This window comes from Psychrobacillus sp. BL-248-WT-3 (assembly GCF_012843435.1).
Classification (GTDB): domain Bacteria; phylum Bacillota; class Bacilli; order Bacillales_A; family Planococcaceae; genus Psychrobacillus.
Genome location: NZ_JABAFC010000006.1, coordinates 45,609 through 67,798, shown reverse-complemented (window position 1 = coordinate 67,798; position 22,190 = coordinate 45,609). Strand labels below are relative to the sequence as shown.

The window sequence follows — 22,190 nt, the reverse complement described above, 5'->3', positions numbered from 1 at the left end:
TTAAATTGGAGTAAAATACAAAGGGCTAACGTATCTTAAATTTTCAGTTGGGAGAAAGTTTAATTGACGTTGTTGATATTCTTTAACATTAACCTAATGAATTTTGCTATAATTATGACAATTAATATGAAGCTAGTATTGACCGCTCACTTGAGGGAATTGTAGTGAGGGGTTTTGATTAAGAAAAAGTTGGGGTTCTTGTTGCTTCAGCTATTTTTGAAGCTTCCTGAAAGAATGGGATAATATTGAGTGATTCAAGTAATTTTAAAGGATATTCTATTAGAGATTTTCAATTTTGGAGAATAGTAGGGAGCCTGGGCTTAGCGTCCATGTTTATATTCGGTTCTATGTATTCAGTTCAACCAATACTTCCGATGTTTACGAAGGAGTTTGACGTTAAGGTTTCTTACTCTAGTATGATGATGTCCTTAACAACAGTTGGTCTTATAATTGGTTTAATCGTTTTAGGTTTTTTCTCTGATCGGATTGGCAGAACTAATTTCGTTAGATTTTCTATAATTGGCTCGGTGATACCTTTTTTTCTTATGACTCTTTCGGATAATTTTGTGTGGATTATTATTTTACGATTTATCCAGGGCTTCCTACTTGCTGGAGTGCCAGCTGCAGCGTTAGCCTATATAAGTGAGGAAATAGATAGGAAATTTTTGAGTGTAGCAACCGCCCTATATATATCCTGTAATGCTTTAGGAGGAATGATAGGGCGCGTCGTGACAGGTTATGCAACAGAGCATTTCTCTTGGGAGATAGCTTTTTATATTTTAGCGGTTAGTGGCATATTTGTTTTTATATTAGTATTGGTTACTTTACCTAACTCAAGAAATTTCCAGCCTCAGGAAGCGAGCTTTAGAGATGATCTAGATGGATTTGCTTATCATTTTAAAAATCCTTCCCTGATGTTAATGTTCGGATTGGGAATCGTGCTTCAGCTTTCTTTTACTGGAATTTGGACATATATACCATTCCATCTGACTGATTCACCTTTTTCACTTTCAATTGATGCTGTTTCAAATATATTTTTCGCATATGGGCTTGGGGTAATTGGCTCCCCGTTAGCTAGCTGGATGGCAGGAAAAATAGGACAAAGAAAGGTCCTCATATCTGGAGTTTTTATGCTGAGTTTGGGTATTTTACTTACAAACAGTAGTTCAGTTTGGATGATTGTAGTTGGCTTATGTGTAGTGTGCTTAGGATTTTTTACAGCCCATTCCTTGGCAGCGTCCTCCGTTAGTAGAGATGCGAGTCATCATAAAGGAAGTGCCTCCAGTCTATATCTCGTTTCCTACTATATAGGGGTAGGGGTGGGAAGTACCTTATTAGGACCGCTATGGGAGCGACTTGGATGGAGTGGACTTGTTACATTTACAGCCGTAGTTCCCGTGATTTATGTAGTTTTTGTAATGCTCATACAATATTGGAACACTAAAAAACAGCCCCTTGTCTAACAAGAGGCTGTTTCTACTTCTTATTTAGGATCATGAGCAATAATTACTAATTTACCTTGATCTAATTCTTTTTCTGCAGCTTCTGCTTCTTGAGTGGTTAATCCTGCACCGCTCATTTTAGCTCGTAGTTCATCTCCACGTGAAGAGAACATATTCTTCATTGATTGAAGGAATCCCATCTCCTTCACTCCAACATCAGAAGTATCTAATGCGTCATTTACGTCGTCTGCACGATCTTTTGAATGTGCAAAAATATGAATATGGTCTTTATGGTACCCTTGAGTTTCTAATCGTTCGATTTCTTGCTTAGCCTGTACGGCATTTTCTACAGTTAATTTGACTGTCATATAAAATCCCTCCAGTATTTGTTCTCCTTCATACTTTACCCGTCCTAAATAAATTTAAACTAAATACAAAACGTATTATGTGAAACAATAAATGGTATTTGTTATGATGAAAGAAAAATAGAATGGAAGTTGCCGGATGGAAAACCAATCTAAACGAATAGAAAGTTTTAAGACTGCAATGGGAAATTACCCGACAGGAGTAACCGTGGTAACTGCTTTAGATCAACAAGGTAAGCCGATGGGAATGACTGTTAACTCCTTTGCCTCTGTCTCTTTGGATCCATTACTTGTTCTTTGGTCTATTGATAAAAAAGCGTTCTTATATGAAGAATTTTTAAAAGCGGACAAGTTTGTGGTGAACATATTAGCAGAGGATCAAAGTGACCTTTGTAATTTGTTCGCCAGCCGAGTGGAAGATCGTTTTTCTGGCTGTGAATGGCGAGCATCCGAATTAAATCAGCCGATATTAGCAAATAGTCTTTCTGTTTTAGAATGTACATTATTTAAACAAGTAGACGCTGGAGACCATACTATATTAATAGGAGAAGTTAAGGATATAAAGAATGAGGAAAAAAATCCTTTACTATACCACCGTCGCTTTGTCGGGGCTATTCCTAAAGAATTTTATAAATAAGTATTCGATGGCTAGGGAAGAAATAAATACGATATGTTAAAGGTAAGTTGGTTTTATAATACACATAAAAATGAGTTAGGATATTTTTTTCCTGACTCATTTTTTTATTAAGCTTTGTTAAAGTTATTGGTTGATTTTGACTAACCATTCTTTTTTATAGTTACTGTAAAAATTAAAAAAGGAACTTTCAAATGGCTAAAAACATAAATAGATGATGTAAATGTGGGTTGGTGACAGTTTTTCAGCTTTGTTTATGCGAGTAAATTGATTATCGCTTTTTCGATCCTAAAGCTGTTCCCATTTATTGATTGGAGCGCCAGACGGCGACTCCAGTGGGATGAGTGAGACAGATAAGACATCACAACCGCGCGCGTTAGCGACGGGTGATGGCTTATCGCTCACCCCACGGAAAGCGTCCGGCTGGGGCGGAAATCAATTCTACTCTCTGATTTAATATTTCTTTGCATCCTAAATCAACCATAACCTTTAACATAGCCTTTTATTATTGTTTTTTACTAAAGCCCCCCTTACTTTAAGTGCATCTTTTTTTATCAATTCTTTTATTCCACTCATTAAACGCCCCATCGAATTCTCACCAGCGAATGATTGAAGGATTTCGAACGCTGCATTTTGCAATCTTTGTGGGATTCCTGCTAAAACAGCACACGTTGCCTCCCAGTGAAAAGCTAGTAGATTCTTTATTTCACCTTACTTAAGAGTTTTACTTCCCTGTAACTTTTAGGATGCCCCTTTATTTTGGTGAATTAAAAGATAAAATTATTTATAGAAATAAATTCTGACAGAACCTAGCATTTAAAGACAGGTATTTAAACTGAAATAAATTTACTATTTACTTAAGGAGGAAATAGCATGTCAACTTGGTTAGAATCATTACAAAAAGCAATTAACTATATCGAAGAAAACTTATTAGAAGAAATTTCGATAGAGGACATTGCAAAGGAAGCAAGCTCTTCAGCATACAATTTTCAACGAGCATTTGGATTATTAACAGAAACCTCAGTAGGTGAATATATTCGACGGAGAAGATTGACTTTGGCAGCAGATGAGTTAAAAAGAACAGACAGTAAGATTATCGACCTTGCATTTAAGTACGGCTATGATACTCCTGAGGCTTTTTCAAAAGCCTTTAGGCGTCAGCATGGGGTTTCACCAAGTGACGCTAGAAAAAATATTGGCAAGATCAAATCATATAACCGCCTCGTGATAGAGGTGAGATTGAAAGGGGCAGAACCAATGAAATATCAAATCGTAGAACGTGAAGGCTTTCAAGCAATAGGTATAAAAAAAGAATTTTTACTTGAGAATGAGGGAAATTTAATCGGAATTCCTAAAATGTGGGATGAATTAAATGGGGATGGCACTACTGACAAGCTAGTACAAATTAATAATGGACAAATTAAAGGAATGCTCGGTATTTGTATAGAAAAACCTCATGAGAAAATTGACTATTGGATTGCTACAGAATATGCAGGTGACGTTAAAGAAGGATTTGAAGTAATCGAACTTCCAGCTTCTAAATGGGGTGTTTTTGAAGTACATGGTCCAATGCCTGATGCAATGACAAAAGTTTGGAAACAAATTTTCTCTGAATGGTTCCCTGCTAACGGATATCAACATGCAGGAACTCCAGAGTTCGAAAGGTATACAGAGGATGATCCATTCAGTCCAGATTGCTATTCAGAAATTTGGATTCCATTAAAATAATTTGAAATAGAGGTCCCATTCGTCGACGCCAAAACGACTAGTGGGATTTTTGAATGGAGGCAAGATATACTTTCTTCTTCAACCTAATAATTTACAGTTCAATTAGTTTCTTACATAGCCTATAGAAAAGACCTCACAAACTGTACCAAAGGTATAGTTCGTGAGGTCTTTTGGACTACTAAATATAATCATTAAATAACATTTGTGAGAAATTACTCAATTGAAAATTTTAAATTGTCTAATCTTCTATAAATTGGGTATATAAATGGTAAAATTATATTATTTGTAAACAAAAATAAAATAATGGAAAAAGTTAGGGGGATTAAAATGAGCTTAACTATACATAACGGCGAGTATGACTCTAAACAAGCCTTTAATCAAATAAAAGATTTTTTTAACGTTTTAAAAGCAAATGTTGTTCGCTCTCGTACGACAATTACTGCTGTTTTTTTATCGGCTTCTTTTAAAAGGTTAGGATTTCAGCAAGAGGATTTAACATCCTATCTTGGAAGCAAAATTAGAAAAACTGATTTTCTTTTTGAGCTTAAGGAGCCTCATAAATGGTGTATCATACTATCCCAAAGTGGCGAGGAGGAAGCGCAAGCCTTTCTTAATAGGTTGTTTGCAGACACTAACATTGTCTCTTCTCTGACTCTATCGGCAACTATTATAGAGATAGGGAACAATCGCGTAGAGTTTGAGGAATTATTAGAGGTTGGAAACAGAGCTTTAGATGAGGTCATTAGTACTGGAAGTCCCTTTGAAGTAACATACATATCACAATTTAAAGAAAAAGACATAGAAAAAATTAAGGTTAGTATTCTAGAGGAAAATGAAATATTTCGGAATGTCCTAAGCTCTTCCATGGAAAATATGAATGTTGATATGTTCGAATTAGAGATAAAAGCTTTCTCTAATGGGTATGATTTTTTAGAATCTAATTGGTATCGTTCTAGCCATACACATATCATCATTATGAACGATATTTTACCTAGAAAAAATGGACTCGAAGTTTTGCATATGGTTAAACAGCTCCCTAATGAACAACGCTTTATAACGTACATGATGACCAAGAAGAAATCGGAGGAGGACATGCTCTATGCCTACGAAATAGGAGTAGATGAGTATTTGATAAAACCATTTAATATTAGACTTTTTGAGGCACAGATAAGAAGGACTTTCGAAAGGTTATGGCTATGATTCAAATTTCCATTAAATTTGTCCTCCTACTGATCTGTCTATTAACATTGTTACTCGTTTCTATCGGTCTTTACTTAATTATAAAGAGAGTCAAAGAAGTAAAGATAAAAGCGAAAATAGCATCTTATGTCAGCAAGCATGAAGAGAATTGGCGTCGCTACTTAATAGAAGGGGTACCCTTTAATCCGGAGGTCATTCCTAAAAGTAGAGAAGAGATAATAGGCATAGAAGTAATATTTTCGACCTACTTAAAGAATCTCTCTAACGAATCCATTCAAGAGAAAATTAGTCAATTTTCTAATGAATACTTAAAGGACTTCTATTTGAATCTTCTGCAAAGTAAAAGCTGGAGTAAACGAATGAATGCTATGTTTCATATAGAAGATTTCAAGATTGATTCTCTTGAAAAAGATTGCGAAAAGCTCGGGAAAAAGAGGATTTCAAGAGAAGAATACTTTCAGCTTTTGAGAATCTATTCGCTATTTAATAAGAATTTATTTTTACAGCATATCCTGATTGGTAATGTTCAACTGTCAGAATATGAGTATAAAAAACTACTTTTAAATCTTCCGGCAGAGCTTTTGGATACCTTAACCGATAAAATTACAGATTTACCTAAAACATGCCGCTATGCCCTAATTGATACCTTGGGGCTTAAAAGAGATATAGAGTATTTGCCTCATCTAGAAGTACAACTACAGCAAGAGGATATTGAGATTCGAATAAAATCCCTTAGGGCGATCTATGAGATTGGATTTATTAATAATCCAGAAAATTATTTAGCTTTTGTGAAATCTCCAGTTTGGGAGGAAAGGCTAATGGTAGCTAAATTGTTTCAGCTTTTACCACTTTCTTATACGCTCCCTCATTTAGAAATACTTTTAGAGGATGAATCGTGGTGGGTCCGCTCTCAGGCTGCCAAAACAATGATGAGGGATAAAAGCGGCAGGACTAGCCTAGAAGAGTATATAGAGCATTCAAGTGATCGGTATGCAATTGATATGGCCAATGAGGCACTAGGGAAAGGACTTAAACCATAATGGGCTTAGCCAATATTTTAGATTATATACTTTTGTTTTTTGCCGGAATCATATTGTTTTATATGGTCATCGTTATTTTAACGTATAGTATTATGCTTTTCATGGCTTTCCATCAGCTAAAAAAGCAATCCAAACTCGATAAGGATGAATTAGACGATGATTATATAGATGTGATTTATTCCAAGCCCGTCTCGATTATTGTCCCAGCTTACAACGAAGAAGCAGGTGTGATTGATAGCATCCATTCTCTTTTAAGTCTGCGATATCCACAAACAGAATTAATTGTAGTAAATGATGGGTCTACCGATGCCACTCAGCAGAAGGTAATTGAACAATTTAAAATGAAAAAGATAACAAAAATTATACGAGATCAGCTGTCTACAGAGCCTATAATCGATATTTATCAATCAGTTATACACCCCAACTTACTGTTGGTAAATAAAAAAAATGGAGGAAAGGCTGACGCTTTGAATGCAGGCATTAATGTCTCGAGATACCCTTACTTTTGCTCTATTGATGGAGATTCTATCCTAGAAGAGACTTCTTTGCTTCGGGTGATGAAACCTATTATTTTATCTAACGGTGAAGTTATCGCAACGGGAGGTAATATTCGAATAGCAAATGGATCAGATATTCAATTAGGATCTATATTTAAAACTGGTCTATCGAATAACTTCTTAGTTGTGATGCAGGTTGTAGAATATTTAAGAGCTTTTCTTATGGGAAGAATTGCACTTAGTAAATTTAATTTAGTACTGATTATATCTGGAGCCTTTAGCGTTTTCTCCAAGCAATGGGTCATAGAGGCGGGTGGATATTCCAAGCATAATATTGGAGAAGATATGGAGCTGGTCGTTAAAATTCACCGCCTACTTAAAGAAAAAAAATCAAAGAAACGCATTGAATTTGTGCCTGATCCGGTTTGCTGGACGGAGGCTCCTCAAGACCTATCAACGTTAAGGAAGCAAAGAAGAAGATGGCACCAGGGGTTAATAACAAGCTTATGGAAGCATAGAAAAATGACCTTTAATCCAAAGTACGGAGGAATCGGTATGATTTCTTTTCCTTACTTCTGGATTGTCGAATGCTTGGGACCTGTTATTGAATTGGGAGGATATATTTATATTGTTATTGCCTTCTTTTTAGGAGATATCTATTACGAGATTGCTATACTTCTTGCGCTGTTATTTGTTGTTTATGGAGCCATTTTTTCAGCGTTATCCATATTATTAGAAGCATGGAGTACAAATGCATTCCCGAAAGTTAGAGATGTATTTAGGTTAATCGTTGTATCCCTTTCGGAAATCTTTTGGTACAAGCCGTTAACGTTATTTTGGAGATGTGAAGGGCTGCTCCATTTTATACTAGGTAAAAACGTATGGGGAACTATGCAGCGTAAAGGCTTATCGCAGAAAGGATAGTGGAGATGAAACGATTTTATTTAGTTTGTATTGCTATCCTCTGTATTTTACTTCTACCAATTATGCTGTGGTTTTTAGAACCAAATGAAAAGGTGAGTATCGCCATTATTGATAAGACAGTATCAGATGATTCTTACCGAGAGCATTTAGGACTAACTTGGCTACTCAATCATCTAAAATATTCGAATGGTGATGAAGCATATGATGCATCATCCGATTACTTTGGGTTTACGCCAAATAATAAGGAAAAAATACGGGCATTGCCTGATGACTATTCGAATTATGATGTCATTTACTTGGCTGATACTTACGGTGTTCATGAGGGTAGTAGCGAAGCTTATGGCGGACTGGAGCAAGAAGAGTGGAACAATATTCTAAAGAGATTAAATGATCGAGACAAAAGCATGTTAATCGCGGAATTTAATACTTTTGCCTATCCTACTGAACCTCCAGTTAGAGAGAGTGTGGAAAATTATTTAGGACTCCAGTGGACTGGCTGGACAGGAAGATATTTTGAAGATTTGGATCCAACTAGCAATGAAGAGATTCCAAATTGGGTGTATGACTCTGTAGAAGATTGGAGCTACACCGGAGAAGGATTTGTGTTAGTAAACGACAAAAATGATGTCATTGTTTTAGAAAGTGATCAGCATTTTGGCGAAAAAGGAATTCAAGTATCCTTTACGAAGGATGGAAAAGCCAAATTTGATCTCGAGAAAAGTGCGGATTACAAATATTGGTTTGACATAGTAGTGCCGCAAGAGGGAACAAAGGTTTTAGCTAATTATCAATGGGATTTAACAGAGGCGGGTAAGAGTTTACTTGAGGAGTATTCAATCCCAACAGAATTTGCTGCAGTTTTGGCAAGAGAACAGTCAAATTCATCTAGTTATTATTTTGCAGGTGACTTCAATGATGTAGCAAAGGTTCCTGCTTTTTATCAGCTAAAGGGGCTAGCAAACATCTATAAATTTGCTGAGAGATTTGCTGATAATGCTTTTTACTGGTCTACGTATGCTCCTATGATGGAGGTAATATTGGAAGATTTCCATACAAGTGAGGGGACCAACATGGAAGATGGCTTGGGCTATAACGCTAGAGTAAAAGGCGAAACATTTGAAGTGTATGAGAATGACCAGTGGAAGCCCTTAACCATTAAAGGGGTAAACATCGGTATGGGAAAACCAGGCTATTTTCCCGGTGAAGCAGCTATTACCGAGGAAGAATATTATCGCTGGTTCAAACAAATAGGGGAGATGCGCGCTAACATGGTGCGCGTTTATACATTACATCCTCCCGGCTTTTATAATGCCTTGAAACGCTATAACGAGGAACATGAAAATAAAATTTATGTTCTTCATGGCGTTTGGATCAATGAAGAAAAGCTGGAGGAATCATTAGACGCTTTTGAGGAAGAAAATTTGAAAGATTTTCAAACGGAAATGAAGACAATTGTCGATGTTATCCATGGAAACAAAATAGTCAAAGAAAGGCCAGGGCATGCTTCGGGTGTTTACAACGCTGATGTGTCTGAGTATATCGCAGGATGGGTTCTAGGCATCGAATGGTACCCTTACATGGTACTAAATACAAATGAAAAGCACAGCTCCATAGGAGAGTATGACGGTACATATTTTGAGACGAAGGGAGCAAGGCCGTTTGAATATTGGTTGGCAGAGCAAATGGATACTATCGTTAAGTATGAAAAAGCGAGCTATAACTGGGTAAGACCAATGAGCTTTACCAACTGGGTGACAACGGATATTTTAGAGCATCCCGCAGAGCCAGCTGAACAGGAGGATCTGGTAGGTGTAGATCCTAACGTCATCTACACAAAAAATGAAATGAAGCTAACTGAGCAATTCGCTTCCTACCATGTCTACCCCTATTATCCTGACTTCTTTAATTATGAGGAGTCCTATCAAAAATTTGTAGATCACCGTGGTGAATTTAATAGCTATGCTGCTTACTTAAAAGAGCTACACGAGGTGCATCGTATGCCAATACTAATTGCGGAATTTGGAGTGCCAGGCTCTAGGGGGCTAACGCATAAAAATCCATTTGGTTGGAATCAAGGTTTTCATTCCGAAGAGGAGCAGGGTAAAATAATTAGCCGTCTATTTGAAGATATTATGGCAGAAAAGCTCTTAGGAGGCTTAGTTTTCACCTGGCAAGATGAATGGTTTAAGCGTACGTGGAATACCGTGGACTATGATAATCCAGATAGACGCCCTTACTGGTCCAATGCGCAAACTAATGAGCAACAGTTTGGTCTTTTGAGCTTTGATCGCCATAAGATTAGAGTCGATGGAAAAACAGAGGAATGGAAGGGGAAGCCGATCTATGAAAAGAAAGACGGAAGTATACAATCTTTATATGTAGACCATGATGAAAGATATTTATATATAAGATTAGATTATGATACGTCATTTACTGGATACCCTATGATTCTTCTAGATGTCGTTCCGGATCAAGGAAATACTAAGTTTGAAGGCTTGCCTAATATATCTTTTACAAACGGGATAGACTTTATAGTAAATTTAAAGGAAAGTGAATCTCGTTTACTCGTCGATCAATATTACGACTTTTTCTCCTATCAATATGGTCATGTATTAAACTTACTAAAGCCAAAGCCAGCAACTCCTTCTTTGGATAGCGGGAAATTTGTAAAAGAGCAATATGCCTTAAATAAGGAACTATACTTGCCACAACAAAAAACAACGCTTCCCTTTGAATCCTATGAAGCAGGAAAGCTAAAACGGGGAAATGGAAATCCAGAAGCTAGTGATTATAATTCACTAGCGGATTATTACATAGCCGATGGTAAAATCGAGCTTAGAATTCCTTGGCTATTACTACGTGCCAAAGACCCTAGTCAAAAAGAGTTCATGGGGGATTTATACAAGGACGGAATAGAGGCCAGCAAGTTTGTGGATGAAATATTTGTAGGTGCCTTGTTACTGAATGAGCAAGACATTCTTCAGGATACGTTTCCCTCCATGGAAGCAAGTGTTTTACCAAAGCTAAGTAGCTATACTTGGGATAAGTGGGATTTACCTGAATACGAAGAGCGCTTAAAAGAGTCTTATACCATCGTACAAGATCTATTTGGTCGATATAAATAATTTAGTAAAGACGTGAAACCTTATTGATTTCACGTCTCAGAGTGTAGACAAAAGGGTTGGAAAAACGATTTCCAACCCTTTTGCTATTATCACAGTTTACATTCTGGAAAAAGAGCTAACTCAGCTCTCGATTTTGTTTGTTTTACGCCATTTTTGGCGTTTTCCAGGTCCAGCTGGCCAACTTCTTAAGATTTAAGGCAGCAAAAGAAAGAAGTCTTCTTTTGTCATTGGTCGTTTGTACGGAAGTGCAGGAAAGATATGATTCTCTAAAAGGAAATTCGCAATAGCTGGTGTCTTGTAGGCTCATCAGCGGCAACAACGACTGGGCGTCCTACCTGTGTCGATACTAGGTCTCCCTATTGTCGAATAAAGGTTTTCAACCAGTGGGTAGATAAAGAAAAAATTAATTGCCGCATCTAACTTACGAACAAGATGGTCTTGTGGTACCAACTGTTTAATAGTCAAGATTTCTAATTGTTCGAGTTCATTGGTTTGATTTTTCGTCATCATATCCCTACCTCATTCATTTTACAGGAGGCTCCGTTGATTGAAGCGAAGAACGGCGACTCCAGCGGGAACAGCGCGAGCTGAAGACCCTGGACTGAGCGCAGCGAGGGAAGCGGCTGAAGCCGTGCCCGCGGAAAGCGTCCGTTCGTAGCGGAAATCAACTCTTCCTCGCGTTACTTCTATTTTAAATGACGTGAAATCTTATATTGATTTCACGTCTTTTAAATTACTGACTAGTTATTTACCAGCGTCTTATTCATCGCAAACTCACTTATTCGAAATCCAGCTTGTAATCCTGGGCTTTAATCATTTTAAGTTTACGTGAGAATAAGTATATCAATCCTACATTTAATGCAATCGGAAGAATAAGAAAGGTACTAAGCATAATAGTGATATTCTTAAGGTTCCAACCTCCTTCGGCTAGATTAATATAATTTAGTGGACCTACGAGACCAGATAGGCCAAAGCCTGCACTCATGGGAGTACCCTGTATATTTAAGACACCTGCTAATCCTCCCAATATGGCGGCACTAATAACCATCGGAAAAACAATTTTTGGCTTCATAAAAAAGTTACGCATTTGGATTTTAGGGGAACCGAGTACATGTGCTAATGCAGTCCCTAAATTATTTGCTTTGTAGCTTGCAATTGCCAATCCGACCCCGGTTGCCACTATCCCTAAGTTGGCTGCACCTGAACCGACTCCAGAGAGCATGATAACAGTCGCAACACCGACCGTCGAAATAGGCGATAAAATAATTAGACAGAATGCCACAGCAATTACTGCGCCCATCACTACCGGCTGTAAGGTAGTCAAATAAGCAATTCCTTCGCCTAATAAACCAGTAGACTTCTTCATGAATGGCAATATAAGATAACCGACCATTCCTGGAATCATAATAGTAAGGGTTGGTATGAGAAGAATTGCATAGGCTTTTAGTTTATCTCCAATCATTGTCACAAATAATACTGCTAAAGCTGCCGTAATTCCTGTATTAAGAACAACCCCGATCCCATTCAATGCAAAAAGACCGTCAGCAGTTTTCATGACTGCCCCACTACCGACCATTGCTGCTAACCCAACGCTAGCTGTCTGAATAGGGGTTAGTTTAAAAGTAATACCTACCATAATCCCGATTAAAATAGAAAGCATACTCATTAAGTAAACGGTTATATCAAATAATGGCTGTAAAAACGGAAAATGTGGTATTAATAGTTTTAATATCTCTCCAAGTAAAGCATTTGGTATAAGAGCTACAACAATTCCAATGCTCATCCCAGTAAGTAGTTTACTCATAAATTCTTTCATTTCTCTTTCCTCCATCCTTACAGATTGGTGTTAATTATAAAAACTATTCAGAATAGGGTCAATACACTTTATTACTTTAAAGTGATATATAACAAAAGTTAATCATTTTATTATTATTTTTTAATAATAAAATGATATATAAAAATCCCCTAAACAGTAGTTCAGGAGATTAAGGCCTTTCAGTATAGTTAATATTTATTGATTCACATAAAACAACTTAAATAGAATTTCTCTTTGAGGAACCTCTAATTCCTCAAACTTTTTCAGAAAGGCTTTTTTATCATATTTTACATGACGGATTAATATAGATGGTTCTTTAGAGGAAGCATCTAAAATTGCAAAAGGAGCTGTAGTATCTTTTGACACCCCCAAAGCACCAGGGTTTAAGTAGATTTGTTTTTCATTTGAAAAAAGATGCTGTGGATGATGGTGACCAAAGCAGATAATATCTGCGGGATAGGTAGAATACATTTTCTCCATATTTTCTAAAGTGCCTTCTAAGATACTATGAAAAGGTTCGTCCTTAATATGAGCACATCTTTTTTCTTCTTCGATATGATAATGGATGCCGAGTATACGAATACCATTTAAATTTTTTTCCAGTACACGTGGGAGGCTTGTAAGTCTTTCAACATTTTTTTGGCTTAACTGATTAGCAATCCATGAATGATGTTCGAACGTATGGCTATAGCTTTCCGGATGACCCTCCCCTTTTTTGAGCGAAAGTATGGCTTCATCATGGTTGCCTGTAATCATTTGGATATCTGGTCGAGAAAATAATAAATTTAATACTTCGTTCGTATCAGGACCCATGGCAATCATATCACCAAGGCACCAAATCTCATCGATATCGTGTTGTCTATCAATTTCCTCTAAAACTGCCTTTAAGGCAAGTTCATTTCCATGGATATCTGTAATTATGGCAAGTTTCATAGCTATAATCTCCTATATTCGATTGGATTTTTCCTTCTTTTTTATTATAGTAAATGGTTGGAAAAGGAAAATCTACACTTATAAAAAATAAAATAAATTGAATCTAAATAGTTAACAAAAACATGTTAAAATAAGTATATTCCAAAAATTTACTGAATATTTAAGTAATGTAATTGTGAAGGAGGTAGGGCTCATTGAAATCTAATTTAATCATACTAGGGGTAAATCATGCTTATCAGCTCGTTTCTAGAGATTGTCAACCTGCCGTTTATCGAGCATTTTTTGATAGAGTAAATCCAGATTTAATAGGGATTCAAAGAACCCCTGAAAAATATGCGCGTATGGATTTACAGGAATATGCTTACGAGCAAAAAGAAATAATATTACCCTATGCACTTCAAAAAGGCGTACCTATTTTTCCGTTTGATTGGAATGCATCTTCGAATGATCAACTATTAGCATACGGTATAAATGATAGTGATCAGCCAGCCTTTTTTAGAGGAGAAAACTCCCTCAAGAAATTCACTTTTTTCTCTAATTTACAGGAAGATTTCTTTTACTCAGAACGCAAAGAAGTTATAAAACAAAATAATGAATGGATACAAACGAAATCATCAGGGGAAAAGGATTTTGCGAGACGATTATTTCAATATAGAACCTATATGCAAGCGATGAGTATTAAGTCAATTGCTGAGAGTCATCCAGGAAAAACTATATTAATCATAGTTGAGCATAAGCACAAGGTAGATATTGAAAGTATATTATCCAATAACGCTTCCATGGAAATTATACAGCCATCTAAATTTGGTTATCCAACTAATGAGGAAATTAGTCAGCACAAAGAAGTTAATGACGCTTACGCCGTATGTTCCTTTAATATACTAGGTTTGCAGGCTAATCATGAAATAGATATGAAATGGGTAGAAGAAAATCTAGATACGTTAAGAGAACATGATTATACAAGTGAAGTAAAGCTGTTAGAAGTTAAGCTAGAGCTTTTAAAGGAAACAATCACGGATACCGAAGCTATTAAAAGATATATTGAGCTAGAGAAGGGGTTAAATTACTACCAACGATTTACCTACACAGGTGTAAAAGATAAATCTAGAATTGACTCTTATTTCGATCCTTTTGGCAATTTATCGGTAAAAAATAGATTACGAGTTGAACTTGGTAAGAGTTTTTATAACATAAAGCAGCAAGACAAGGTTCAGGTCTTAAAAGAAGAGATACTTAGTATGAGTAGCTTAACCATCTTCCAGGAAAAGCAGCTTGAAGCTTATTGGAATATGTATATTTCCACGGTTTAAAGGTTATAAAATGGAGGACATTCTAATGTTCATGTTTAACTCAACTCAGCAAAAAGAGGAATTCAAAGAAAGTTTGCAACCAATTAATATTGTGCTTTCTAAAGATTGAAGAATATGTAAGTATAGATTACTTATCTTTTGAACAATTAAGCAAATTCCAGAAGGAGCCTCTCTTATTAACTGCTGAAGAAGGATCCTGGAAAAGAAGCTAGGTCGTGATAGCCTTGGATACATTGTGTGGTGATCCTATCTCACGGAAGAGCCATTTTTGCCTCGGCTTTGTAATAAGGCAGTTTCTATTGCAGCACAAGGAAATTAAATAAGAGGATGGTCTCAGGAAATAGGAGGGACCATCCTCAAGTGATGCATATATATTGGTGGCTAAGTTATTTTACATTTTCAGAATCCGAAACAGGCTTACGTTTATGTTTAATGAGTTTTATAACGTAATAAAGAGCAATAGTCACAAAAATAATGCTTAAAATCAAATATTCATCTAAATCAGAGGATAAGATACCAGCAGGGATTAATGCAAGGATAAAGAAGTATATGAAGTTGCCCATAGTAGTAGCAACTGTAAAAGGCAAAATTCGGATCGTACTAAGTCCAGCTAAAATATTTACGAGGCTAGTTGGGACAAAAGGAAAGAGTCTTGCTTGGAATACGTAAGCAAAGCCATTTGCATCTACTTTTTCGATTATTTTCGCATCAAACTTATGAATAATCATGCTTTGGAATATGTAGCGAACGCCATAAAAAACGATAATAGAAGCGAGAACACTAGTAAACCAGCTCCATAAAAAGCCATTTACAAAACCAAACAATGCAATATTTATAGTAATTACTAATATTAGCGGAAAAACAGTAAAAGAGTTTTGTATCACCATGACCAATGCCATAAAAAACAATGCATAAGCAATATTTTTATCTAGAAATGTTTTGGCTTTATCTACATCTCCATCTAAAAGGATACTAATTAGGTCTTGGTTTATTAAGAAAAAGAATATAAGGAACAGAAATCCACCGATTAAGATCCATTGTTTTTTGGAGAGAGTAGTTTTCTTTTTTTTCATAACTCACCTGTTCTTTCTAACTCGAAGTGCTGATATTTTATTCTTTTATGGTATCATTCTTTGCCTATTCTCAACACTTTGATGCATCGCTATATTACTATAACTATAACTAAATGGAGGTTATTTAATGTCACATAAAGGATTTAACGCCTACAACCAAGAACAATTTTTCACGAATTACTTTAAGAGGAGAGAACGTTCGGACAGCCCGAATAATGCGATTGAAGGACCTATGATTTTTGAAATGCTAGGAGATATTACTGGTAATTCCATACTAGATTTAGGTTGTGGTGATGGCTCATTTGGTAAGGATTTGATACAGAATGGAGCTACTGAATATATAGGTGTGGAAGGCTCCGAAAAAATGGTGGAAGCAGCCAAAGCGAATTTAAAGACGTTAAATGGCAAGGTGATTATGGATACAATGGAGTCATATCCTTACCCAGACAAAGCGTATGACATAGTGACTTCTAGGTTTGCTATACATTATGTGTCTGATATAAATCAGCTATTCGACTCTATACATAATAGTTTAAAGGATAATGGTAAATTCATATTTAGTGTCCAGCATCCTCTCACGACTTCTTCCTTTTTAAGCAAGCAATCTGGAGAGAAACGTGAGAATTGGATAGTGGACAATTATTTTCTAGATGGAGAAAGAGAAGAACCTTGGATCGATCACATAGTTGTAAAATTTCACCGTACAATTGAGCAATACTTTACAGCATTACGAGACAATGGCTTTACTATTTTAGAATTGCGTGAAGGTAATCCTAAACGACAACACTTTTCTAGTGAAGAAGAATTTAAACGAAGACAAAGGATTCCTGTTGTCTTAGCGTTTGCCTGTGAGAAAAGTAAATAGTTAAAGGGCTTCAAAACCTCTTGTTTTAGATATTCTCCATGTAATAAGGATTAAATAACATGAACCAAGTAGCATGAGAATGGAGCCGCCTATGACCACTACTTTGACGGATACCAAGCTAGCAACTAGTCCGAATAGAAGGACTGTTACTATTTGAACAAAACTAGAAATCATCTCATATAAACTAGTGATGCGTCCCATCATATTAGAATGAATTCGTGATTGGATATATGTCATAAAACCAGTATTGGCTATGGAAAGACTGAATGATAATGCGAAAAACCCAATACTTGCTGCAAAATAGGAAGTTGAGAGACTATAAATAAAATATCCACTTGCTACAAAAAATGTCCCTACACCCATCATTGCTTTAGCTGATAGAAACCTTACCAACAAATTTGTACATATTGCGCCTAATAAAAATCCCAGTCCAGCTATACTAACAAGGGATCCATAGGCAGCATCCGTCAATAAGAGCACCTCCTTTGCAAAAGCAACTTCTGTGGAATCTAATGCTGCAGTTACTAGCATCGTCCCTTGGAAGGTCATATAAATGAAGAAAAAGGATAAGTATTTTTTACTGAAGTTCCAAACAGCATACCAATCTTCTCGCACCTCCTTTACGTGGAGGTGTTTTTTCACCTCAGGGATCGTATTAAGTATATTAGGCAGGAATATAGTCCATATACCGCAGCAAATAAAGATTAATACATTTATTACTAATGAAAATTCAAGTGGTGCAAGCATAAATAATATACCTGCCAGAAAAGGTCCTGTCACAAAGGCTCCCGAATGAACAAAGGTTAACACAGCATTAAACTTGTTTCGATCCTCTTCTGGTAACAATAAAGTCATATAAGTAAATGAGCTTGTTTCAAATATGGCACCTGCCATTTGTATAAATAACACCAGCAAATAGATAACCCATAAGGAATCTACAAAAAGCAGAGAGGCTACGAGAATAGCCCGGATAATATCTAAAAATATCATCAAATGCTTAGTAGAAACACGGTCAATCATACTTCCAGCCCAAGGTCCAATTAACATACTAGCGAAGGGTTTAATTATATATAATCCAGTTACAGCTAATACAGACCCTGTTTTGTCCAAAATAATTAGATTAAGGGCAAGTAAATAAATCCACCCTCCAATGTTAGCTAGTCCGACTACACCTAAATAAAGAGCTCTAACTTTCCGCTTATTCATTTATATTCCTCCCGACATGTTTATTACTACAAATAAAAAAATCCCACCCCCAAGACGATTGTCTTGGGGACGAGATTAACATGTCGTGGTGCCACCCCAGTTTGCCCCATTGTCACCAAAAGAGCCTTTTCAAGTACGGCATAGAAAATGCTTATACTTTAGCTCTATAACAGGAGCACCCGTCACATCATACCCCGTTTTATACGAGTCCTATGTGAAGCTCAGAGGCTTGTTTCAGTAATTCCTTCTTCATCCCTTTTCAGCTACCAGGACTCTCTTTTGGAAGACTTTAAATTACTTACTCTTCTCTTCATCGCATTTAATTTACAATATCATACCATATATTTGGTTAATTTCTAGCTCGGCATATAAAATAGAATAAAAATAATTTAGATTACTCAAACTTTATATGAGAGGAGTGCAATTATTGAAGAAATTAAAGGAGTCTATTCAGCAATTTGCGTTGCCGATGTCCACGGATGAAGATTTAAATCCTTTATTAGAAGCAATTGGGGGAGCTAACATTGTTTTACTTGGCGAGGCGAGTCATGGTACCTCGGAGTTTTATAAGGTAAGAGCTGAAATTTCGAAAAGATTAATAAAGGAAAAGGGTTTTACTTTAATAGCGGTTGAGGGAGATTGGCCATCCACACAGCACATTAATCGATTCATAAAGGGTTATAGTAAGTACTCGGATGCTAAAGAAATGCTTAAGGCTGCATTTGAGCGTTGGCCAACCTGGATGTGGGCCAACGAAGAAATTGCTGAATTTTCTACATGGTTAAAGGACTATAATGGCCATAAGGAAGATAAAATTGGCTTTTATGGAATCGATGTATATAGCCTATGGGAATCTTTGGATGAGGTCATTCGATATTTAAAGGAAACCGATCCAAACGGAACGGAATTACAATTTGCACAAAGAGCTATTTCTTGCTTTGAACCATTTAATCGACATCCGGAAACATACGCACTTTCCACGTTAGACATTTCAGAGGCTTGTATAGAAGAGGTATCAAAGCTTATCAAGTCCATCAGAGAACACGAGGATAACTTTAAAGACGAAGGAGAAAATGACTTAAATTTGAAGATAAACGCTTTAGTGGCCCAAAATGCAGAGGAATATTACCGAGCAATGGTTCGAAGTGATGATTTGTCATGGAATGTCCGAGATGAGCATATGGTAGAGGCCATTAATGAAATAATGGATTACCATGGAAAAGATGCAAAAATCATTATTTGGGAGCATAATACGCATATTGGTGATGCGTCAGCTACAGATATGAAGGATGCAGGTATGTTGAATGTTGGACAAATCCTTCGTCTTCAAAATAGAAGAGACAATGTATTTGCGTTAGGCTTTGGTACTCATTCAGGAACAGTAATAGCTGCAGATGAATGGGACACCCCCTACAAAAAAGAAAAAGTTCCTCCAGCGAGGAAGGATTCCTGGGAGGATGTGCTCCACGATGCTGGAGGTGGAGACAAGCTATTACTCTTTAATAAAGATAATCGTGCTCTGTTCAATGAGTGGATAGGTCATCGAGCCATAGGAGTCGTTTATAATCCCTCTTTTGAGGCCTATGGTAATTATGTTCCTTCTAAAATAAGTGAAAGATATGATGCGTTTATTTACTTAGAGCAAACAAATGCTTTGAAACCTTTAAAGTAGAAAGTTAGAAGAGGTGATAAGGTCAGTGACTTTACACCTCGTTTTATTTTGTAGTAGGAAAAAAGACAGGTTTTTAGAAAGATATACATTTTGAACTTATTATTTTACTATTTCATGTTAAACTAACAAAAAATAGATAATTTGGAGGTAGAGAATTGAAGGCTTGCAGAAAAGTACTTATTACATTAGTAGCTATCATCTTAACAGGAAGCGCTATATTTGTACCTAATCCGTCCATTTCATCGGTTGAGGCTGCTTCAACCTATACTAGTTTAACGAATAAATTAAATACAATAATGGCAGACAATCGAATGAAAAATGCAACTTCCAGTATTACAGTTCGCAAGGCTTCTACAGGAGAAATCATCTATGAACGCAATGGAAATAAAGGAATTACTCCTGCATCGTCCTTAAAGCTATTGACCGGAGCTACAGCGTTAGAAACTTTGGGAGAGGATTTCCGGTTTTCTACTGCTGTATTAACGAATGGAAAGGTAAGTAAGGGTACCTTGAATGGTAATCTCTATCTTAAAGGGCAAGGGGATCCGACTTTATTAAAAAGCCATTTTGACAATTTTGCCACAGGACTATCCAAACAAGGTATTAAGCATATATCAGGTAACCTAATTGGAGATGATACATGGTATGACAGCGTTGGGTTGTCCTCGGGGATTATGGCGGAGGACGTTCCTTATTATTATGCAGCCCCTATTTCGGCATTGACCTTATCTCCAAATGGAGATTTTGATGCAGGGTCTGTCATTGTGGAAGCTAAACCGACAAGCAATGGAAAAGCAGCCAGAGTAACGCTATCTCCGAATACAAATGTACTAAAGGTAGTCAATAAATCTAAGACAGTTCCAAAAGGAAGTAAAAACACGTTGAAAATCACTCGTGAGGTTGGAACAAACAAAGTCATTATTACTGGAAACTCTCCTATAGGGACTTCTGGATCCAAGGAATGGATTGCCGTCACAGATCCAACGATGTATGCACTGGACATTTTCAAGCGATCCTTAGCAGAGAAGGGGATTACCGTTGGGAAATCTAGTAAATTAGTTAAAGGAAAAACACCAGCTACTGCTAAGACCCTCCTTTCAAGAAAGTCACAACCTTTAAAGGATTTAATCATTCCATTCATGAAGCTGAGCAACAATGTACACGCTGAGATTTTAGCGAAGGAAATGGGAAAAAAGGTTTATGGTGAAGGAAGCTGGGATGCAGGACTTCAAGTCATGCGAGATTATGCTTTCTCTGTTGGCATAGACACGTCCCAATGGAAGTTCGAGGATGCTTCTGGGCTATCCTACTCCAACAAAATTACGTCAAGAGAGCTTTCACAATTATTGTATGTAATCAGAAAAGAGCCTTGGTACAACACTTATTATAAGAGTCTGCCTATCGCTGGATCTAAAGATCGCTACGTTGGTGGTACACTGCGCCACAGACTAGGAACAGCACCAGCTGCTGGAAACGTAATGGCGAAAACCGGGAGCCTTAAAAACATTAAAGCACTTGCAGGCTATGCGAAAACAAAGGACGGAGAGCTACTCATATTCACAGTCCTTACAGAAGACAATAAAGCGAGCACCGTACCTTCTATTGACCAAATAGCAACTGCCATAACAAACCACAAATAAAACAATGACAGTAATGTTACGGGTGCCAGGCACCTGTAACATTGCTGTCATTTTGTGTAGGTTGGTTTTTGTAATATAATGAGTGGGATAGTGAGGTGTTGGATATGGCTCGTGAAAGAAAATTTACTGATGAGCATTTGTTTAAGGAAACAAAGGAATTAATTATTCATGATGGCTATGAGGCTTTTACGTTTAGTAAGCTGGCTTCACGTCTGGGTGTTTCAAGAGGAAGTCTCTATAAATATTATGATAATAAGGATGAGTTAATTTCTGAGTTTCTGATGTATGAGATGGCTAGGTTTTTATCGGATTTTGATAAGTTGAATAAAAGTGCTGATTTCCAAACTCAGTTTAATGAGCTGATTGATTTTATTTTTGCGCATAATAATATTTACGAGATACTGGATATCATTGGTCAAATTCCTGCACCGACGACAAAACGGGCATTGAATAATAAATCTAGAATAAGCGAATACTATATTAGTATGTACCAGCAATTTGAAGGGTTTATTGAACTAGGGAGAAAAGAAGGTCTTATTAAGGAGCATTTGCCTACAGCAGTTTTACTTGGGATGATCTTTCAAATTATCGCAATCCCCAACCATTTTAATATTCCTGAAGGCGAGTGGGTGGCTTCTATTAAGGAAATCTTGAGCAGTGGAATGTTCAAGGTCGATTCATTGACAGGAAAATGATAGAAAAGGATAATGAAAAAGTAAA

Annotated in this window: 17 protein-coding genes, 1 pseudogene and 1 other annotated feature; of the genes and pseudogenes, 12 read left to right on the top strand and 6 right to left on the bottom strand. The window is 36.7% G+C overall.

Annotated elements, in window-relative coordinates:
* The first annotated feature begins 245 nt into the window (after nucleotides 1-245).
* The gene (locus tag HF876_RS05465; RefSeq protein ID WP_240949652.1) at nucleotides 246-1,463 is read left to right on the top strand and encodes an MFS transporter; all 1,218 of its coding nucleotides are present in this window, start codon (nucleotides 246-248) and stop codon (nucleotides 1,461-1,463) included.
* Between the two features lie 20 nt (nucleotides 1,464-1,483).
* Here HF876_RS05465 and HF876_RS05460 read toward each other — a convergent pair whose 3' ends face one another.
* The gene (locus HF876_RS05460) at nucleotides 1,484-1,810 is read right to left on the bottom strand and encodes a YflT domain-containing protein (RefSeq protein ID WP_169359058.1); all 327 of its coding nucleotides are present in this window, start codon (nucleotides 1,808-1,810) and stop codon (nucleotides 1,484-1,486) included.
* Nucleotides 1,811-1,946: 136 nt separating this feature from the next.
* Between HF876_RS05460 and HF876_RS05455 the strand changes: the two genes are divergently transcribed.
* The 6 genes from HF876_RS05455 (at nucleotide 1,947) to HF876_RS05430 (ending at nucleotide 10,955) form a co-directional block, all read left to right on the top strand.
* Entirely contained in the window at nucleotides 1,947-2,444 is a 498-nt protein-coding gene (locus tag HF876_RS05455) for a flavin reductase family protein (protein ID WP_169359057.1), read from the top strand.
* Nucleotides 2,445-3,314: 870 nt separating this feature from the next.
* Nucleotides 3,315-4,169, top strand: coding sequence for an AraC family transcriptional regulator (locus tag HF876_RS05450; protein WP_169359056.1), 855 nt, complete (start codon nucleotides 3,315-3,317; stop codon nucleotides 4,167-4,169).
* A 327-nt stretch (nucleotides 4,170-4,496) separates the two neighbouring features.
* A complete protein-coding gene (locus HF876_RS05445) occupies nucleotides 4,497-5,369 on the top strand; it encodes a response regulator (RefSeq protein ID WP_169359055.1) in 873 nt (290 codons plus the stop codon).
* Nucleotides 5,360-6,409, top strand: a complete 1,050-nt coding sequence (locus tag HF876_RS05440) for a HEAT repeat domain-containing protein (RefSeq protein WP_169359054.1) — start codon at nucleotides 5,360-5,362, stop codon at nucleotides 6,407-6,409. The genes HF876_RS05445 and HF876_RS05440 overlap by 10 nt, the downstream gene beginning before the upstream one ends.
* The gene (locus HF876_RS05435; RefSeq protein WP_169359053.1) at nucleotides 6,409-7,830 is read left to right on the top strand and encodes a glycosyltransferase family 2 protein; all 1,422 of its coding nucleotides are present in this window, start codon (nucleotides 6,409-6,411) and stop codon (nucleotides 7,828-7,830) included. Before HF876_RS05440 ends, HF876_RS05435 begins: the two co-directional genes overlap by 1 nt.
* Nucleotides 7,831-7,835: 5 nt before the next feature.
* On the top strand, nucleotides 7,836-10,955 hold the full coding sequence (locus tag HF876_RS05430; RefSeq protein WP_169359052.1) for a hypothetical protein: 3,120 nt from the start codon (nucleotides 7,836-7,838) through the stop codon (nucleotides 10,953-10,955).
* Between the two features lie 339 nt (nucleotides 10,956-11,294).
* On the opposite strand, the pseudogene HF876_RS05425 reads toward HF876_RS05430, so the two are convergent.
* The 3 genes and pseudogenes from HF876_RS05425 to HF876_RS05415 all read right to left on the bottom strand — a co-directional run.
* Nucleotides 11,295-11,465, bottom strand: a pseudogene (locus HF876_RS05425) (transposase); the annotation flags it as partial.
* 268 nt (nucleotides 11,466-11,733) lie between these two features.
* Nucleotides 11,734-12,771, bottom strand: a complete 1,038-nt coding sequence (locus HF876_RS05420) for a PTS sugar transporter subunit IIC (protein ID WP_169359051.1) — start codon at nucleotides 12,769-12,771, stop codon at nucleotides 11,734-11,736.
* A gap of 195 nt (nucleotides 12,772-12,966) precedes the next feature.
* A complete protein-coding gene (locus HF876_RS05415; RefSeq protein ID WP_169359050.1) occupies nucleotides 12,967-13,704 on the bottom strand; it encodes a metallophosphoesterase family protein in 738 nt (245 codons plus the stop codon).
* 194 nt (nucleotides 13,705-13,898) lie between these two features.
* Between HF876_RS05415 and HF876_RS05410 the strand changes: the two genes are divergently transcribed.
* Complete coding sequence (locus HF876_RS05410; RefSeq protein ID WP_169359049.1) at nucleotides 13,899-15,014, top strand: hypothetical protein; 1,116 nt, start codon at nucleotides 13,899-13,901, stop codon at nucleotides 15,012-15,014.
* 386 nt (nucleotides 15,015-15,400) lie between these two features.
* Here the strand turns inward: HF876_RS05410 and HF876_RS05405 are convergent, their stop codons facing one another.
* Entirely contained in the window at nucleotides 15,401-16,087 is a 687-nt protein-coding gene (locus HF876_RS05405; RefSeq protein ID WP_169359048.1) for a TVP38/TMEM64 family protein, read from the bottom strand.
* A gap of 127 nt (nucleotides 16,088-16,214) precedes the next feature.
* Between HF876_RS05405 and HF876_RS05400 the strand changes: the two genes are divergently transcribed.
* Nucleotides 16,215-16,952, top strand: coding sequence for a class I SAM-dependent methyltransferase (locus tag HF876_RS05400; RefSeq protein ID WP_169359047.1), 738 nt, complete (start codon nucleotides 16,215-16,217; stop codon nucleotides 16,950-16,952).
* Here HF876_RS05400 and HF876_RS05395 read toward each other — a convergent pair whose 3' ends face one another.
* The gene (locus HF876_RS05395) at nucleotides 16,953-18,158 is read right to left on the bottom strand and encodes an MFS transporter (RefSeq protein WP_169359046.1); all 1,206 of its coding nucleotides are present in this window, start codon (nucleotides 18,156-18,158) and stop codon (nucleotides 16,953-16,955) included.
* A gap of 62 nt (nucleotides 18,159-18,220) precedes the next feature.
* Nucleotides 18,221-18,481: a binding site (T-box leader), on the bottom strand.
* A 104-nt stretch (nucleotides 18,482-18,585) separates the two neighbouring features.
* Between HF876_RS05395 and HF876_RS05390 the strand changes: the two genes are divergently transcribed.
* The 3 genes from HF876_RS05390 (at nucleotide 18,586) to HF876_RS05380 (ending at nucleotide 22,165) form a co-directional block, all read left to right on the top strand.
* Complete coding sequence (locus tag HF876_RS05390) at nucleotides 18,586-19,830, top strand: erythromycin esterase family protein (protein ID WP_240949650.1); 1,245 nt, start codon at nucleotides 18,586-18,588, stop codon at nucleotides 19,828-19,830.
* Between the two features lie 155 nt (nucleotides 19,831-19,985).
* Nucleotides 19,986-21,470 carry a D-alanyl-D-alanine carboxypeptidase/D-alanyl-D-alanine endopeptidase gene (gene dacB / locus HF876_RS05385; RefSeq protein WP_169359044.1) on the top strand — a complete coding sequence of 495 codons (1,485 nt, stop codon included), beginning with the start codon at nucleotides 19,986-19,988 and terminating at the stop codon, nucleotides 21,468-21,470.
* A 104-nt stretch (nucleotides 21,471-21,574) separates the two neighbouring features.
* Nucleotides 21,575-22,165, top strand: coding sequence for a TetR/AcrR family transcriptional regulator (locus tag HF876_RS05380; RefSeq protein WP_169359043.1), 591 nt, complete (start codon nucleotides 21,575-21,577; stop codon nucleotides 22,163-22,165).
* Nucleotides 22,166-22,190 lie beyond the last annotated feature (25 nt).